Origin of the sequence: Nocardioides currus, from assembly GCF_003057875.1 — a bacterium.
In the GTDB taxonomy this organism is placed as follows: domain Bacteria; phylum Actinomycetota; class Actinomycetes; order Propionibacteriales; family Nocardioidaceae; genus Nocardioides; species Nocardioides currus.
On record NZ_PYXZ01000001.1, the window covers coordinates 988,702 to 1,005,943 of the forward strand.

The 17,242-nt window shown below is 72.3% G+C and carries 13 protein-coding genes; 8 read left to right on the plus strand and 5 right to left on the minus strand.

From position 1 onward, the window contains the following. Positions 1–6: 6 nt before the first annotated feature. On the minus strand, positions 7–1,605 hold the full coding sequence (locus C7S10_RS04740; protein WP_279303155.1) for a carboxyl transferase domain-containing protein: 1,599 nt from the start codon (positions 1,603–1,605) through the stop codon (positions 7–9). A gap of 20 nt (positions 1,606–1,625) precedes the next feature. Continuing rightward, positions 1,626–2,345, minus strand: coding sequence for a TetR/AcrR family transcriptional regulator (locus tag C7S10_RS04745; RefSeq protein ID WP_108343179.1), 720 nt, complete (start codon positions 2,343–2,345; stop codon positions 1,626–1,628). A gap of 296 nt (positions 2,346–2,641) precedes the next feature. On the opposite strand from C7S10_RS04745, the gene C7S10_RS04750 reads away from it, so the two are divergent. Together C7S10_RS04750 and C7S10_RS04755 are read left to right on the plus strand one after the other, a co-directional pair. Beyond that, the gene (locus C7S10_RS04750) at positions 2,642–3,241 is read left to right on the plus strand and encodes an SACE_7040 family transcriptional regulator (protein WP_243395202.1); all 600 of its coding nucleotides are present in this window, start codon (positions 2,642–2,644) and stop codon (positions 3,239–3,241) included. Between the two features lie 10 nt (positions 3,242–3,251). Continuing rightward, entirely contained in the window at positions 3,252–3,773 is a 522-nt protein-coding gene (locus C7S10_RS04755; RefSeq protein ID WP_108343180.1) for a ferritin, read from the plus strand. 3 nt (positions 3,774–3,776) lie between these two features. Here C7S10_RS04755 and C7S10_RS04760 read toward each other — a convergent pair whose 3' ends face one another. Together C7S10_RS04760 and C7S10_RS04765 are read right to left on the minus strand one after the other, a co-directional pair. Continuing rightward, the gene (locus C7S10_RS04760; RefSeq protein ID WP_243395203.1) at positions 3,777–4,478 is read right to left on the minus strand and encodes an SWIM zinc finger family protein; all 702 of its coding nucleotides are present in this window, start codon (positions 4,476–4,478) and stop codon (positions 3,777–3,779) included. Further along, the gene (locus tag C7S10_RS04765) at positions 4,471–7,167 is read right to left on the minus strand and encodes a DEAD/DEAH box helicase (protein ID WP_243395204.1); all 2,697 of its coding nucleotides are present in this window, start codon (positions 7,165–7,167) and stop codon (positions 4,471–4,473) included. Before C7S10_RS04765 ends, C7S10_RS04760 begins: the two co-directional genes overlap by 8 nt. Positions 7,168–7,298: 131 nt before the next feature. Here C7S10_RS04765 and C7S10_RS04770 point away from each other — a divergent pair, with 131 nt between their 5' ends. From C7S10_RS04770 to C7S10_RS04795, 6 genes are all read left to right on the plus strand, one after another. After that, positions 7,299–7,787 carry a glutathione peroxidase gene (locus tag C7S10_RS04770; RefSeq protein WP_108343182.1) on the plus strand — a complete coding sequence of 163 codons (489 nt, stop codon included), beginning with the start codon at positions 7,299–7,301 and terminating at the stop codon, positions 7,785–7,787. A 58-nt stretch (positions 7,788–7,845) separates the two neighbouring features. Next, positions 7,846–9,426 (plus strand): DHA2 family efflux MFS transporter permease subunit, encoded by a 1,581-nt coding sequence (locus C7S10_RS04775; RefSeq protein WP_243395205.1) that lies wholly within the window; start codon positions 7,846–7,848, stop codon positions 9,424–9,426. A 125-nt stretch (positions 9,427–9,551) separates the two neighbouring features. Continuing rightward, positions 9,552–10,112, plus strand: coding sequence for a DUF6596 domain-containing protein (locus C7S10_RS04780; protein ID WP_108343183.1), 561 nt, complete (start codon positions 9,552–9,554; stop codon positions 10,110–10,112). Between the two features lie 44 nt (positions 10,113–10,156). Beyond that, the gene (locus C7S10_RS04785) at positions 10,157–11,617 is read left to right on the plus strand and encodes a protein adenylyltransferase SelO (RefSeq protein ID WP_108343184.1); all 1,461 of its coding nucleotides are present in this window, start codon (positions 10,157–10,159) and stop codon (positions 11,615–11,617) included. A gap of 205 nt (positions 11,618–11,822) precedes the next feature. Further along, a complete protein-coding gene (locus C7S10_RS04790; RefSeq protein WP_108343185.1) occupies positions 11,823–13,760 on the plus strand; it encodes a glycosyltransferase family 2 protein in 1,938 nt (645 codons plus the stop codon). Further along, positions 13,757–14,995: an acyltransferase family protein gene (locus C7S10_RS04795; protein ID WP_108343186.1), complete on the plus strand. Its 1,239-nt coding sequence runs from the start codon at positions 13,757–13,759 to the stop codon at positions 14,993–14,995. The genes C7S10_RS04790 and C7S10_RS04795 overlap by 4 nt, the downstream gene beginning before the upstream one ends. A 13-nt stretch (positions 14,996–15,008) precedes the next feature. Here the strand turns inward: C7S10_RS04795 and C7S10_RS04800 are convergent, their stop codons facing one another. Continuing rightward, the gene (locus tag C7S10_RS04800; RefSeq protein ID WP_108343187.1) at positions 15,009–17,117 is read right to left on the minus strand and encodes a RecQ family ATP-dependent DNA helicase; all 2,109 of its coding nucleotides are present in this window, start codon (positions 17,115–17,117) and stop codon (positions 15,009–15,011) included. Between the last annotated feature and the right edge of the window lie 125 nt (positions 17,118–17,242).

The window sequence follows — 17,242 nt, forward strand, 5'->3', positions numbered from 1 at the left end:
GGTCCATCACATCCGGAAGACGCCGTAGGAGGGCTCGGGCACCGGGACCGCGGAGGTCACCGAGAGCGCCATGCCGAGGATGCGGCGGGTGTCGGCGGGGTCGATCACGCCGTCGTCCCACAGCCGGGCCGAGGAGTAGTAGGGCGAGCCCTGCGTCTCGTACTGCTCGCGGATCGGCGCCTTGAACGCCTCCACCTGCTCGTCGGTCTCCAGGTCGGTGCGCACGGTGGCGAGCACGCCCGCCGCCTGCTCGCCGCCCATCACCGAGATCCGGGCGTTGGGCCACATCCACAGGAAGCGCGGGTCGTAGGCACGACCGTTCATGCCGTAGTTGCCGGCCCCGAACGAGCCCCCGATGACGACGGTGAACTTCGGCACGACGCTGCACGCGACGGCCGTGACGAGCTTGGCGCCGTCGCGCGCGATGCCCTTGTTCTCGTACTCCCGCCCGACCATGAAGCCGGTGATGTTCTGCAGGAAGACCAGCGGGATCTTGCGCTGGTTGCACAGCTCGACGAAGTGCGCGCCCTTGAGCGAGGACTCGCTGAACAGGATGCCGTTGTTGGCGACGATGCCGACCTCGTGGCCGTGGATGCGCGCGAAGCCGCACACCAGCGTCTCGCCGTACAGCTTCTTGAACTCGTGGAACCTGCTGCCGTCGACGACGCGGCGGATCACCTCGCGCACGTCGTAGGGCGTGCGGGTGTCGGTGGGGACGACGTCGTAGAGCGACTCGGGCGGCTCGTGCGGCTCCTCGACGGTCTCCGGGTCGATGCGCGACGGCTCGGGCGGCGGCAGGGTGTCGATGACGCTGCGCAGGATCGCGAGGGCGTGGGCGTCGTCCTCGGCGAGGTGGTCGACGACGCCGGACGTGCGCGCGTGCACGTCACCGCCGCCGAGGTCCTCGGCGCTGACGACCTCGCCGGTCGCAGCCTTCACCAGCGGCGGGCCGCCGAGGAAGATCGTGCCCTGGTTGCGCACGATCACGGTCTCGTCGGACATGGCCGGGACGTAGGCGCCGCCGGCGGTGCACGAGCCCATCACCGCGGCGAGCTGCGGCACGCCCCGGGCGGAGAGGTTGGCCTGGTTGAAGAAGATCCGGCCGAAGTGCTCGCGGTCGGGGAACACCTCGTCCTGCATCGGGAGGAACGCCCCGCCGGAGTCCACCAGCGCGATGCAGGGCAGGCGGTTCTCGGCCGCGACGGTCTGCGCCCGGAGGTGCTTCTTGACCGTCATCGGGTAGTAGGTGCCGCCCTTGACGGTCGCGTCGTTGGCGATCACCATCACCGGCCGCCCGTGCACGAGGCCGATGCCGGTGACGATGCTCGCGGACGGGACGGCGTAGTCGTCGCCGTCCTTGCCAGCTGCGTCCTTGCCGGCTGCGTCCTTTCCATACATGCCGTACGCCGCCAGCGGAGCCAGCTCCAGGAACGGACTGCCCGGGTCGAGCAGCCGGTCGACCCGGTCGCGGACCAGCAGCTTGCCGCGGCCCGTGTGCTTGGCCCGCGCGCTCTCCGACCCGCCCTGCCGGACGATCGCCAGTCGCTCCCGCAGGTCGTCGACGAGCTCGCGCATGGTCGGGGTGGCCGGTGTCTCGTCACTCACACCCGTGAGGTTAGCGATCGTTAACCTCGCGCGTCCAGTGCGAGACGCGCGGCCACGCCTTCCAGGTGTCGGCACACCGCGGCCTCGACCTCCTCGGACGTCAGCAGCGCCTGCCGCGCGGCCCGCGACTGCTCCTCGTCCTCCCGGTCCTCCCGGTCCTCCCCGTCCTCTCCGTCCTCCCCGTCACCCTCGACTGCCAGCCCCGGGACGAGCGCCGTCAGGCCGATGAGGAGCGCCCACAGGTCCGTGCCCTCCTCCGCGACCGCCGCGGCAGGGACGCCGCACTCCTCCAGGACGACCACGCAGAGCTCGCGAAGGCCGCCGAGGTGCGAGGCCACCGCCTCACCGACCCGCCTGTCGTGCCGACCCAGCGCGAGGAAGTCGACCTGCACGCCGACGAGCATGTCCGTGCTCCGGTCGAGTCCGAGGTGGCCGACCAGCAGTCGGGCCGCGCGCTCCGGGGTCAGCGGCTCGGGTGGGACCGGGCTGAGGATCCGGTTGCGTCGGCCGAGGAGGACATTGCGGAAGGCCCAGAGCTGGGCGCGGACGACGAGCTCGTAGGCGCAGGCCAGCATCACGCTCTTCGTGTCGTAGTAGTGGCGCATCAGGCCGACGCTGCAGTGCGCCTCGGCGGCCGCGGCCCGCACCGTCACCGCGGGCATGCCGCCGCGATGCACGAGTCGGACGATGGCCCAGAAGAGGGGTTCGCCCGCCAGGTCACGACCACCACCATTCGCCATGCTCGATGTCTACCCGGGATCGGCGCCGGACGTCGGGCGTCCTCCACAGGTCGACGTGCGTGACACAGGCGTACCGAAAATCTTCGCGCCACCTGAGCTCCGAATGACACAGGTGTGCTGGGATCCCGACACGCTTGTGTCGATCGCCCGCTCGGAGCGCCCGCCGTTTCGGCACATCCGTGTCGATCGCCCGTCCGGAGCGCCCGCCGTCTCGGCACACCTGTGTCATCCGCCGACCCGGTTCGGATCGTGGATCGACACGCCCGTGTCGGGTTAGCGAGCGCTAACCTACGAGCGTGACGCAGACCGAGCCCACGTCGAGCCAGCAGCTGGGTCACACGCCGCGGCGCCAGCAGATCCTCGACATCGCGGCCGACCTGTTCGCCCGGCGCGGCTTCCACGGCGTCTCGGTCGCCGAGCTCGGCGCCGCGTGCGGCATCTCCGGACCGGCGCTCTACAAGCACTTCCCGAGCAAGGACGCGGTGCTGGCCGAGATGCTGGTCTCGATCAGCGAGCGGCTGCTGGCGGAGGGATCCGCCCGGGCCGAGGCATCGGCGGACCCGCGGTCCGCGATCGAGGCCCTCGTCGAGTGGCACATCGAGTTCGCCCTCGGGCACCGCGCGCTGATCGTCGTCCAGGACCGCGACTGGTCGTCGCTCCCGGAGGACGCTCGCGAACGGGTGCGCGGACTGCAGCGGGCGTACGTCGACGTGTGGGCCGACCAGCTCAAGCGGGCGCACCACGGTCTGCGCACCGAGCGCGCCCACGCGATGGCGCACGCCGCCTTCGGGCTCCTCAACTCGACTCCCCACAGCGCGCTGATCCCGGACGGCCAGATGCACGACCTGCTGCGTCGGATGGCACTGGCCGCACTGCTGCCGGAGGCGGATCGATAGGGTCCTCCGCATGAAGCTCAGCTCGAAGTTGGAAAAGGCCTTCAACGCCCAGATCACCCTGGAGTTCCAGGCCTCTCTGGTCTACCGCCAGCTGGCGATCGAGCTCGAGATGATGGACCTCCCCGGGATGGCCGCCTGGCTGCGCCACCAGGCGGACGAGGAGATCGTCCACGCCAACAAGTTCATCGACCACGTCGCCGACCGTGACAACCACCCCGTGATCGGCGCGACGACCGCGCCGCAGGTGAAGGTGCGCTCGGTGCTCGACGCGTTCAAGGCCGCGCTCGCGCACGAGGAGCGGGTCTCGGAGTCGATCCGCAACCTCTACCGCATCGCCGAGTCCGAGGGCGACCTGGACTCCCGCCCGCTCCTGAACTGGTTCATCGAGGAACAGGTCGAGGAGGAGGCGACGGTCAAGGAGATCGTCGGCCGCGTCACCATGATCAAGGACGACGGCCCCGGCCTGCTCCGCCTCGACGAGGAGCTCGGCGCCCGCCCGGTCGCCACCACCGAGGCGAGGACCAAGGGCTGAGCCTCACTCGGCGAGCAGCTTGGCGAGGTCCCGCGCGGCCCGCAGCGCTGCTTCCTCGGCGATCGCGAGGTCGTCGACCGGCTCCGCGGCACCCGCGGGCACGTCCTGATCGGACGACCCGGCCCCCACGTCCGGCCGCGAGAGCGTGAGCGCGTGCAGCCGGGTCAGCAGGTCGTCGCGGGCCAGGCCGCGGAGCTGGAACAGCACGAACGGGTCCCGCTGGACCAGCCAGCCGAGCTGGGTGAGCACCGCCAGCGCGTGCGGGCACGGGTCCAGCCAGGAGTCGCAGCTGCAGGCGGAGCCCAGCTCGCCGCCGTACGGCAACAGCTCGACGCCCGCCTCCTCGACCGCCTCGACGAACGCATGAGGCAGGTCGCCCGACATCAGCGCACCGATCCGCCCGGACTCGGCGGCGATCAGCTCGACGAGCACCTGCTGGTCCGCGGCGGCCAGCACGGGCACGCTGCCGGTCACGGTGCGCGCCTCGTCGCCGTCGAGCACCGCGGCGACGAAGGCGCCCGCGGCCACGGTGATGGCGCCGACGTCGCCAGCCCGCGCGTGCCGCCGACCCTGCTTGAGTTCCGCCGACGCGAACGCCGCCTCCTCGACGGCACGCAGGAAGGCCTTGCTCCACCAGCTGCTCGGGGCCGGGCCGCGTCGGGGCGCGAAGCGCGGGTGGGTGACCCCGCCGGACAGCTCACTCATCGGAGGAGCCGGTCCGGCGCAGCGTGACGAGGTCGCGCAGGTCGTCGTTGCTGAGCTCGGTCAGCGCGGTCTCGCCGGCGGAGAGCACCGAGTCGGCCAGCGACTTCTTGCGCGCGAGCAGCTCGGCGATCTTCTCCTCGATGGTGCCCTGCGTGACGAACCGGTGCACCTGCACGGGCTTGGTCTGCCCGATCCGGTAGGCCCGGTCGGTCGCCTGGTCCTCGACGGCGGGGTTCCACCAGCGGTCGACGTGGATGACGTGGTCGGCGCGGGTCAGGTTGAGCCCGGTCCCGCCGGCCTTGAGCGACAGCAGGAACACCGGGACCTCGCCGCCCTGGAAGCGCGCGACCATGCGCTCGCGCTCGGCGACGGTGGTGCCTCCGTGCAGGAACTGGTGGGTGACGCCGGCTCGGGCGAGGTGCTGCTCGAGCAGGCGGGCCATGGCGACGTACTGCGTGAAGAGCAGCACCGCGCCGTCCTCCGCCAGCACCGTGCCGACCAGCTCGTCGAGCAGGTCGAGCTTCTCCGAGCGCCCGGCCAGCTTGGGGTTCGTCTGCTTCAGGAAGTGGGCGGGGTGGTTGCAGATCTGCTTGAGGCCGGTCAGCAGCTTCAGCACCAGCCCGCGGCGGGTGTCCTCGTCGGCCTCCTCGATGCGGCGCATGCAGTCGCGGACGTAGGTCTCGTAGAGGACGACCTGCTCGCGGGTCAGGCCGAGCAGGTGGTCGGTCTCGGTCTTCGGCGGCAGCTCGGGCGCGATGCCCGGGTCGGACTTGCGCCGACGCAGCAGGAACGGTCCGATCAGGTCGGCGAAGCGCCGCGTCACGGCCGGGTCGACGCCCGCCTCGATCGGCGCGGCCCACACCTTGCGGAAGGCGTTGCGGCTGCCGAGCAGCCCGGGGATCGCCCAGTCGAGGATGGCCCACAGCTCGGTGAGGTTGTTCTCCACGGGCGTGCCGGTCAGCGCCACCCGCGCGGCGCTGGGGATCGTCCGCAGGGCGCGCGAGGTGGACGACTGCGCGTTCTTCACGTGCTGCGCCTCGTCGGCCACGACCAGGTCCCACCGGACCTCGCCGAGCGCTGCCGCGTCGCGGCGCATCGTGCCGTACGTCGTCAGCACGAATCCCTCACGCACCCCGAACAGGCTCCGCGCCGAGCCGTGGAACCGCCGCACCGGCACACCGGGTGCGAACGTGCGGATCTCCGCCTCCCAGTTGCCGAGCAGCGAGGCCGGGCACACGACGAGCGTCGGTCCACCACCGCGGTGGAGGTGCAGCGCGATCACCTGGACGGTCTTGCCCAGCCCCATGTCGTCGGCCAGGCAGGCGCCGAGCCCGAGGTCGGTGAGCTCGGCCAGCCAGGTCAGCCCCTGGCGCTGGTAGTCGCGCAGGGTCGCGGCCAGGCCGGTGGGCACCTCGACCGGCTCGCGCGTGCCGGCCGCCTGCAGACGCTCGCGGACCTTGAGCAGCGAGGCGCCCACGATCGCCTCGTGCTCGACGTCCTCGACCTGCACGACGTTGGTCAGCGTGGCGGCCAGCGCCGCCGCGGGCTGGACGGTGCGGATCATCCGGCGCTTGGCCCGCTTGAGCATGGCGGGGTCGACGACGGTCCAGTTGTCGCGGATCTTGATGATCGGCGTCGCCGCACCGGCGAGCTGGTCCATCTCGTCCTCGGTCAGCGCGTCGCCGTGCAGGGCGAGCTGCCACTGGAACCCGAAGAGCGCGTCGGGTCCGAAGAGGCCGGTCTGCAGCGCCTCCTCGCGCTGGGGGCCCTTGCGGCCGTCGGTGAGCTCGACCTTCGCGGTGACGTCGCGGTCGAGGTGGCGCGGCCACAGCACGTCGACCCCGGCCTCCTTGAGCGCCGTGACGCCGGTGTCGAGCAGGCTGACCAGCTCGTCCGTGTCGAGGGTCAGCTCGTCGGGGACGCGCAGCTCGAGGAACCGCTCGAGCACCGGCCACGCGTCGGCCGCGGCCCGGAGCCCGATGCTGGCGTGCGTGCGGGCCCGGTCGCCGAAGCCGTGGCTCGCGTCGGGCCCGGACTCGGTCCAGAGCAGGGCGGCGTCGCAGACGTGGGCGGGGTTGTCGGAGGCGTGGACCTGGAGGACGAGGCGTACGGCGCCGGCGACCAGCTCCTCCTCGTCCGCCTCGATCCGGAGCGCGACCCCGACGAGCTGCGGCCGGTCGTCGCTCGAGCGCGCCCGGGCCCGGGCCACCCGTTCCTGCAGGCGTCGGGTGAAGTCGGGATCGACGGCGTGCGCCCGCGGCGCCTCGCGGCCGCTCGCGATCGGCGCCCGCCGGGTCGCGACCGGGGCCGCCCGCGGCATGGCGTCGACGACCGCGTCGAGCACGGCCCGCACGATGCCCTCGGCGGTCGCGGCGTCGAGGCCGGCGTGCGCACGCGCGGCCGCGAGCTGGCTGATGCGGTCCTCGTCGACCTGCTCCAGCGCGGCCACCTGCCACGACAGCCCGCTCGGGTCGGGCCCGAACTTGCCGGCCGCCACCAGCCGCATCCCGAGCAGGGCCGCGCCGCTGAGCAGCGCGACGCTGGGGTGGAGGTCGTCGCGGGCGTGGGCCTTGGTCAGCACCGGCAGGGCCCCACGGATGGGCAGCGCGACCGTGCGCCGGTCGTCGGAGAACTCGACGAGCCCGTCCCGGGGAGGTTCACCCGCGCGGAAGCTCGCAGGTCCGGTCACCGGGACAAAGCTCACGCACTACCTCCACACCTCGGTGCCCGACGGCCGAGAGGGTCCGCCTCCGCGGGCACGAAGGAGGCTAACGCCCGGCACCGACGGCGAGTTCCCGAGCGGGCGCTAGCCTCGCCCCCATGAGCATCCTCGACGCCCCCCTCGCCCGCCTCGACGGGACTCCCGGCACCCTGCGCGACCTCACCGGCGGCCAGCCCGCGCTGCTGGTCAACGTGGCGAGCAAGTGCGGCCTGACGCCGCAGTACTCCACCCTCGAGGAGCTGCAGGCGACGTACGCCGACCGCGGCTTCACCGTCGTCGGCCTGCCGTGCAACCAGTTCGGTGGGCAGGAGCCCGGCAGCAGCGAGGAGATCGCGGAGTTCTGCTCGGCGACCTACGGCGTCAGCTTCCCGATGTCGGAGAAGGTCGAGGTCAACGGGGACGGACGCCACGACATCTACGCCGAGCTCGTCGAGACGCCCAACGAGAAGGGCGAGGCCGGCGACGTCCAGTGGAACTTCGAGAAGTTCCTGATCGGCGCCGACGGCCAGGTGGTGGCGCGCTACAACCCGACGATCGCGCCCGACGACGCGCAGATCACCGAGCGGATCGAGTCCCTCCTGGCGTGACCAACAGCACCGCAATATTGATTGGGCCGTTGTCGGCATCGATCAATAAACTCGGCCGGTGACCACCGACATCCAGAGCCAGCCCGGCCAGGTCGATCCCGCCGGCAGCAGCGACAAGCTCGACAAGGGCGTCCTGATGGTCGCCGGGGTCGTCGTCCTCGGCGCCATCATGTCCATCCTCGACATCACGGTCGTCTCCGTGGCGCTCGAGACCTTCCAGCGCGAGTTCGACGCGACCGCGGCCGAGGTCGCGTGGACCATGACCGGCTACACGCTGGCCCTCGCGAGCGTCATCCCGCTCACCGGCTGGGCGGCCGACCGCTTCGGCACCAAGCGGCTCTACCTCCTCGCCGTGCTCCTGTTCACCGCCGGCTCCGTGCTGTGCGCGACGGCCACCACCCTCGAGATGCTGGTGCTGTTCCGCGTCCTGCAGGGCCTCGGCGGCGGCATGCTGATGCCGCTCGGCATGACGATCCTGACCCGGGCCGCCGGCCCGGAGCGCGTCGGTCGCGTCATGGCCGTCCTCGGCATCCCGATGCTGCTCGGCCCGATCTTCGGCCCGATCCTCGGCGGCGCGCTGATCGACGCCGTGTCGTGGCACTGGATCTTCCTGATCAACCTGCCGATCGGCGTCGCGGCGCTGGTCTACGCCTGGATCGTCCTGCCCAAGGACGAGGTCGAGCCCTCCGAGACCTTCGACTGGCTCGGCATGGTGCTCCTCTCGCCGGGTCTGGCCGCCTTCCTGTACGGCGTCAGCTCGATCCCCGAGCACGGCACCGCCATGGCCGGCGAGGTGATGATCCCGATGGTCCTCGGCGTCGTGCTGATCGTCGCGTTCGTGCCGTGGGCGCTCAACCGCCGCAACATCCACCCGCTGGTCGAGCTGCGACTGTTCAAGAACAGGAACATGACCGTCGCGGTGATCGCGATGATGCTGTTCGCGCTGGCCTTCTTCGGCGCCTCGCTGCTGTTCCCGCTCTACTTCATCCAGGTGCGCGGCGAGGACGCCCTCGGTGCCGGCCTGCTGCTGGCCCCGCAGGGCATCGGCGCGATGATCACCATGCCGATCGCCGGGATCCTGGCCGACAAGATCGGTCCCGGCAAGATCGTGCTGGTCGGGATCACCGTCATCACGGTCGGCATGGCGATGTTCACCCAGATCGGTGCGGACACCTCCTACGCCTACATCCTCGGCGCGCTCTTCATCATGGGCCTCGGCATGGGCGGCACGATGATGCCGATCATGACCGCCGCGCTCGCGACGCTGACCGCGCACAACGTGGCCCGCGGGTCGACGCTGCTGAACATCACCCAGCAGGTCGCCGCGTCGATGGGTACGGCGCTGTTCTCGGTGATCCTCACCAACGAGCTCAAGGACAAGCAGTCCGTGACCGTGGCCGGTGCCGTCCAGGCCGCCGGCGACGACCAGAGCGCCCTGGCCGCGGTGCTGCAGAAGTTCGGGATCGCTCCCGACCAGCTCAACTCGGTGCTGGCCCAGGTGCCCGGGGACATGGCCGACTCGTTCGCCACGGTCTTCATCGTCGCCACGGTCCTGGTCGGTTGCTGCCTCATCCCGGCGGCCTTCCTGCCCCGCCGCAAGCTCGAGCCGGTCGACCCGGCCGCGATGATGGGCCACTGACCTCGTCCCTCAGCGAGTAACGCCACCAAACACGCACTCCCGCCCCCACCGATGGGGGCGGGAGTGCTCATTTCGTGGCGTTACCCGGTCCAGCGGAGCGCCGTACGGCGACGTGTGCGAGAAACTTGGCCGAGGCGTGGGGGCTGTCCGCGCTGCTCCTCATCCAGCACGCGCGCAGCGGAGCCCGGTTCGCCGACGGCGAGCTGGTCCTCCTGCGCGACCAGGACCGGCGCCGGTGGGACACCGCCGCGATCTCGGAGGGCGAGCGACTGCTCGAACGGGCGGCCGCCCTGCGGCGCGCAGGCCCCTACCAGCTGCAGGCGGCCATCGCCGCCGTGCACGCGACCGGCCCCTCGTGGGCCGATACGGACTGGCTGCAGATCTCGCTGCTCTACCAGGAGCTCGCCCGCCACGACCGCTCGCCGGTCATCCGCCTCAACCAGGCCATCGCGGACGCCCACGTCGTCGGCCCCGCCGACGCGCTGACCCGCCTCGAGGCCCTCGCCGAGCCGCTCGCCGGCTACCACCTGTTCCACGCCGCTCGCGCCGAGCTGCTCACGCAGCTGGGACGCGACGACGAGGCCGACGCCGCCAACCGTCGCGCCCTGTCCCTGACCACCAACGACGCCGAGCGCCGACTGCTCACGACGCGGCTCCACCGGCGTCCGCTGGACGACGGCTCCTGAGGGCGCACGCTCGCCCGGCGGCTGGGGCTCCGCCGTACGCTCGGATGGTGGCCACCACCTCCGTCCAGCCCGCCCTGCAGGGGCGATTCGCCAGCGAGCTGCCCGAGCTCGCGATCGCCTGGCGTGCCGAGACGACACCGGACCCCGAGCTCGTCGTGCTCAACGAGCCGCTCGCGCGTGAGCTGGGCCTCGACCCGGTGTGGCTGCGCAGTCCCGAGGGAGTCGGGCTGCTGACCGGGACGCTGCTCCCCGAGGACGCGACGCCGGTGGCGCAGGCCTACGCCGGGCACCAGTTCGGCGGATACTCCCCCCGACTCGGCGACGGACGGGCGCTGCTGCTCGGTGAGCTGGTCGGCGCCGACGGTCGCCTGCGCGACCTGCACCTGAAGGGGTCCGGGCGGACACCCTTCTCCCGCGGCGGCGACGGCTTGGCCGGGCTGGGGCCGATGCTGCGCGAGCACGTCGTCAGCGAGGCGATGCACGCCCTCGGCATCCCGACGACGCGGTCGCTGGCCGTCGTCGCGACCGGACGGCCGGTGCAGCGCGACGACCTGCTGCCCGGGGCGGTGCTGGCCCGGGTGGCGAGCAGCCACCTGCGGGTCGGCAGCTTCCAGTACGCCGCGGCGAGCGGCGACCTCGACCTGCTGCGGCGGCTGGTCGACCACGCCATCGCGCGCCACCACCCCGCCGCGGCGCACGCCGACCGTCCCGCCCTGGCCCTGCTCGACGCCGTCATCGCGGCGCAGGCGTCCCTGGTCGCCCGGTGGCTGCTCGTCGGGTTCATCCACGGCGTGATGAACACCGACAACATGACCATCTCCGGCGAGACGATCGACTACGGCCCGTGCGCCTTCATGGACGCCTACGACCCCGCCACGGTCTTCAGCTCGATCGACCACGCGGGCCGCTACGCCTACGCCAGCCAGCCCGCGGTCGCCGAGTGGAACCTCGCCCGGTTCGCCGAGACCCTGCTCCCGCTGATCGAGGACGAGCAGGACGCCGCCGTCGAGCTGGCCACCACCTCGCTGCGAGCCTTCCGCCCCGCGCACGCGGCCGCGATGACCGCCGGGATGCGGGCCAAGCTCGGGCTGCCGGCCGGGCTGGACGACGCGGCGGTGGCGACCCTCGCGAACGACCTGCTCGAGCTCATGCGTGCCGGTCACGTCGACCTCACGACGGCGTTCCGCGCCCTGGGGACGGCCGCGGCCGGCGACGCCGAGCCGTTCCGCGGGCTGTTCCTCGACCTCGAGGGGATCGACCGGTGGCTGGCGACCTGGCGCGCGACCGGTCCGGATCCGGCCCCGATGGCGCGGGCCAACCCGGTCTACGTCCCGCGCAACCACCTCGTCGAGGAGGCACTGGCCGCCGCCACCGCGGGCGACCTCGGTCCGCTCACGACCCTGCTCGACGCCGTCTCCTCGCCGTACGACGAGCGACCCGGCCTCGAGCGGCACGCGCTCCCGGGGCCTGACGACGGGACCTACCAGACCTTCTGCGGCACCTGATCGGGGTCGCGGGACCGGCACCACGACGGGTGTGACGGCCGTCGCGTGGGGAGGCTCACCGGCCCAGACCCCCCTCTCGGTTTGAGACTCGGCGCCGTTCTCGGCACGGTGGACGGCTTGGACGCGGCTCACGCAGACGCGCACCTCCCCCGGACTCCCGCCCCCGTGGAGCCCGGCCGACCGTGCCCGCCACCGAGAGGCCCCCATGACGCTGCACGCAGCCACGAGAACACCCTTCGACCACCCGATCACGACCGGGAGCGTCGTCGAGAGCGACGACATCACCGCCCCCGTCTCCCGCCTGACCCAGGTCGCCCGACGCCGGATCGTCGCGGTCATCGACCCCGTCTGGCCCGAGGGCGAGGACGACCACTCCCGCGCCCCGCTGCCCGTCGTCGAGCGCGCCGCCGAGCTCCTCACCGCGCGGCTCCAGCCCGGCGAGCTGGTCTCGGCCACGCCCGAGGGGCGCCTGCTGCTCCAGCTCCGGCGCGAGGACCGGGCCGCACGGCCCGTGCGCCTGCAGGAGATGGCCTACTTCGCCCTCGAGGTCCTCGACCGCCTCCACCGCACCGGCGGCTTCGCCGACCTCGGCGTCGGCTGGGCCCCCATCACCCGTCAGCAGGACCCGACCGCCGCGGCCGAGGCGGCCACGGAGGCGGCCAGCGAGTCGCTGCGCCAGCGCGACCTGCAGCCCCGCCAGGACGGCGCGCACGTGAAGTCCCGCAACCCGCGCATCTCCTGGTTCAGCGCCAGCCGGCAGGTCGTGTGGGCCACGCTCGGCAGCGTGTTCGTCCCCTTCCTGCTGATGGTCGGGCTCTACCGGCTCGGCATCGACGTGTCGGGCCCGCTCTACTGGACGCTGGTCGGTGCGCTGTCGCTCACGGCCCTCACCATCTGGGCCGAGGTCTCCCACGCCTTCACGCCCCCGCGGGTGCCACCGGCCCCGGAGCAGGACGCACCGCAGGCGACGGCCATCATCGCGGCGTACCTCCCCAACGAGGCCGACACGATCGAGGAGACCCTCGAGCACTTCGTGCACCACGACTACAGCGGCGACCTCCAGGTCGTGCTGGCCTACAACTCGCCGGTGCCGCTGCCCGTCGAGGAGCGGCTCGCCGCCCTCGACCGCGCGCACGAGCGGCTCACGGTGCTGAAGGTCGAGGACTCGACCTCGAAGGCGCAGAACGTCAACTCCGCGCTGCGGATCGCGACCGGCGAGTTCGTCGGGATCTTCGACGCCGACCACCACCCGGCGGACGGGTCGTTCGATCGCGCGTGGCGCTGGATCGCGGCCGGCCACGACGTGGTGCAGGGTCACTGCGTCATCCGCAACGGCGACGACTCGGCGCTGGCCAAGCTGGTCGCGGTCGAGTTCGAGCAGATCTACGCCGTCGCCCACCCGGGCCGTGCGGCCTTCTCCGGCTTCGGCATCTTCGGGGGGTCCAACGGCTACTGGCGCGCCACCGCCCTCGAGCGGATCCGCCTGCGCGGCTCGTTCCTGACCGAGGACATCGAGGCCTCGATGCGCACCCTCGGCGCCGGCGGCAGCCTCGTCAGCGACCCCGGGCTGGTGTCGTACGAGCTGGCCCCCGAGAACGTGCGCTCGCTGTGGAAGCAGCGACTGCGCTGGGCCCAGGGCTGGTTCCAGGTCTCGGTGCGGCACCTGTGGACGCTGCTGAAGCGCCCGCACCTGACGCTGCGCCAGAAGGTCGGCCTCGTCTACCTCCTCGGCTGGCGCGAGGTCTACCCGTGGGTCTCGATGTTCGCCTGGCCGCTGCTGATGTTCCTGGCCTGGCGCGACGGGGGGCTGCGGATGACCTCGCCCCTGTTCGTCCTCATCACCCTGTTCGTGACCGTGTCCGGCCCGCTCCAGACCCTCGCGGCCTACCGCCTCGCGGCCCCCGCGATCCGGCGGCACCGCTCGTGGTTCATGTGGTCCTGCCTGGCCAACCTGCTCGTCTACACCGAGGCCAAGAACCTGGTGAACCGCGTCGCGCACCTCAAGCAGCTGCGCGGCGAGCACCAGTGGGTGGTCACGCCCCGCACCGCCGCGAGCCACGGCTCCTCGCCCACCGATCCCGACTCCGATCCCACCGACTCCGATCCCACCGACTCCGACCAGCGGATGGAGGTTGCCGCATGACGACCCTCACCCAGACCCCACCGGCGTCCGCCGCCGCCCCCGCCGACGGCACGCCCACCGACGGCACGCCCACCGACGGCACCGACCGCCGGATGTTCCCGCTCAACGCCCTGCGCGCCGTCGCGGCGCTCAGCGTCGTGGTCTTCCACGCCTACCAGTACTCCCGCAGCGGTCCCGACGTCCGCTGGCCCTGGGAGGGCCTGCCCCACCAGCTGATGATCGGCACCGAGATGTTCGTGGAGATGTTCTTCGTGCTCTCGGGGCTGGTGCTCTGGCTGCCCGTCGCGCGCGCCATCGCCACCGACCAGGAGACCCGCTCCGGGCGGGCGATGCTGCTGCGGCGTACGGCGAGGTTGCTGCCGCTCTACTGGACGGTGGTCCTCGTCGTCTGGGCGCTGTCCAACCCGTCGCTGCCCGGGCACTGGCAGGACCTGCTGCTCCACCTGACGTTCACGCACGTCTACAGCGACCAGTACATCTTCTGGACCGACGGGCCCGCCTGGACGCTGGCCGTGGAGTTCCACTTCTACCTGTTGGTCGCGCTGTCCTTCCCGGTGTTCCGCTGGGCGCGCAGCCGGTGGCCCGGTTCGCGCACGCGACTCGCCTGCCTGCTCGGGCTGCCCGTCCTGCTGCTGACCGTCGGGCTGGTCTACAACCTGACGACGATCCACCTGACGTCGCCCGACCCGACCAACTGGTCGGTGTGGTTCTCCCCGATGTCGCGGGCCTCGAGCTTCGCGGTCGGGATGCTGCTGGCGGTCGTCAGCGCGTACGGCGTGCGCCTCGCGACCGTGCCGCGTCGGCTCGTCGCCACCGCTGGCGTCGTGACGCTGCTGGCCCTCGTGCTGCTCCGCCCCGAGACGGGCGCGGTCGGGCACTGGTGGCCGACGCTGTACGCCGCCGCGATGTGCGTGGCCCTGGCCAGCATCGTGCTCCACGACGGACCGTGGGCGCGCGGGCTCTCCGAGCCGACGCTGGTCTGGATCGGCGGCCTGGGCTACGGGATCTACCTGGTCCACGAGCCGGTCATGCGGGTCGCCTCCGCGTGGGGGCTGCTGCCCGAGGCCCAGCCGGGGTCGGTGTTCCTGGTGACCGCGGTCGTCGTCGCCGTACCCGCCGTCGTGCTGGCGTGGCTGAGCTCGCGCACCGTCGAGGCGGCCGGCCTGCGGGTCGCGACCCTCGTCGACCGCAACGGGGTGGCGCGGGACTACTACCCGCACCTCCCGCGCGACTGAGCCAGGATCAGGCCTAGGTCTGCGTGCCGAGCGTCAGTGGCAGCACGGCGCTCGCGCCGGCCTCGCGGAGCGCGACGCCGGCGACGGTCAGGGTCCAGCCGCTGACGACGAGGTCGTCGACGAGCAGCACCGGCCCGGCCGGCACGTCGGCCATCAGGTCGTAGCGCCGCTGCACCGCGGCGACGCGCTGCGCCGAGTTGGCGGCACCCCGGCCCGGCTCGATCGACGGGTCGACGATCGCGAACCGGCCCACGATCGGGATCTGCATCACCCGGGACAGGCCGGTCGCGAGGTCGCCGACGAGCTGGGGGCGGGTCGAGGACTCGACGCCCACGATCGCCACCGGTCGCTCGTCCCAGTCGCGCGACCAGTCCTTCATCACGGTGAGCAGGGCGCTCTTCAGCGGGTCGGGCACCGGCCCGTCCTCTGCACCGGCCCGGAAGAGCGCGCGCAGCGCCTGGCCGTGGCCGAGGTCGGTGAGCCGGGCGATCGCCCGGCCCGCGGCCGGGCCGGTCGCGATCTTGCCCTTGAGGTCGAGGCCGAGGTTGGCCAGCGCGGTGGGCCAGAGCTTCCGCGGCTCGATCGCGACGCCGGGCCGCGAGAGCGCCTCACCGGCCTCCGCGACGGCGGCGTCGGAGACGGTGGTCGACAGCGTGAGGCCCCCGCAGTTGTCGCAGCGCCCGCAGTCGACCGCCTCGGGGTCGTCGAGCTGCTCGCGCAGGAACCGCATGCGGCACTCGGTCGAGTCGAGGTAGGCCAGCATGGCGTCCTGCTCGCGCTGCCGCGCCTCGGCGACGCGGGCGTAGCGCTCCGCGTCGTAGGACCACGGCTGCCCGGTCGCGACCCACCCGCCCTGGACCCGGCGCACCGCCCCGTCCACGTCGAGCACCTTGAGCAGGGTCTCGAGGCGGTTGCGGCTGAGCTCGACGTACGTCTCCAGCGCCACCGTGCTCATCGCGCCCGGAGCGTCGCCGAGCACCTCGAGCGTCTGGCGCACGAGCTGCTCGGGCGGGAAGGCGAGGGAGGCGAAGTAGGCCCAGATGTCGCGGTCCTCGAGCTGGGGAAGCAGCACCACGGTCGCGTCGTCCGTGCCGCGGCCGGCGCGGCCGACCTGCTGGTAGTAGGCCACCGGGGACTGCGGGGCGCCGAGGTTGATGACGAACCCGAGCGAGGCGTCGAAGCCCATGCCCAGCGCCGACGTGGCGATCAGCGCCTTGACCCGACCGTCGACGAGGGCCTGCTCGAGCGCCTGCCGCTCGGTGGTGTCGGTCTGGCCGGAGTAGGCCGCGACCTCGTGGCCGCGGTCGCGGAGGTAGGCCGCGACCTCCTGCGTCGCGGCGACGGTCAGGCAGTAGACGATGCCCGAGCCCGGCTGCTCGGCGAGGTGGTCGGCCAGCCACGCGAGCCTCATCTCGGCGGTCTTCAGCCGGACCACCCCGAGGCGCAGGGACTCGCGGTCGAGGGAGCCGCGGAGGACGAGGACGTCCCGGCCGAGCTGCTCGGCGACGTCGTCGGTGACCCGCGCGTTGGCGGTCGCCGTGGTCGCGAGCACCGGGATGCCGGTGGGCAGGGTGTCGAGCAGGGTGCGGATGCGGCGGTAGTCGGGGCGGAAGTCGTGACCCCAGTCGGAGATGCAGTGGGCCTCGTCGACCACGAGCAGCCCGCAGGTCGCGGCCAGCCGCGGCATGACCTCGTCACGGAATCCGGGGTTGTTGAGTCGCTCGGGCGAGACGAGGAGGACGTCCACCTCGCCGGCGTTGATCGCGTCGTTGATCGGCTGCCACTGCTCGATGTTGGTGGAGTTGATGGTGACGGCCCGGATGCCGGCCCGTTCGGCGGCGGCGATCTGGTTGCGCATCAGCGCGAGCAGCGGCGACACGATGACGGTCGGCCCGGCGCCGTGCGAGCGCAGCAGCAGCGTCGCCACGAAGTAGACCGCCGACTTGCCCCAGCCGGTGCGCTGGACGACGAGCGCGCGCCGGGCGTCGACGGCGAGCGCCTCGATGGCCGACCACTGGTCGTCGCGGAGGACGGCGTCGTCGCTGCCCACCAGCGCGCGCAGGTGGCCCTCCGCCTCCTCGCGGGCGGCGGTCCGGGTCTCGGTCGTGGCCGACGTCGTCATGGGCCCATGTCTAACAGGCGCCGCCGACGGCAGCCGCCCTCGGTCCACAGGGTCTGGACGGGATCTGGGTAGTTAAGTGAGGGTTTGTCGGATGTCCGGGTCGCGGCCGACAAACCCTCACTTAA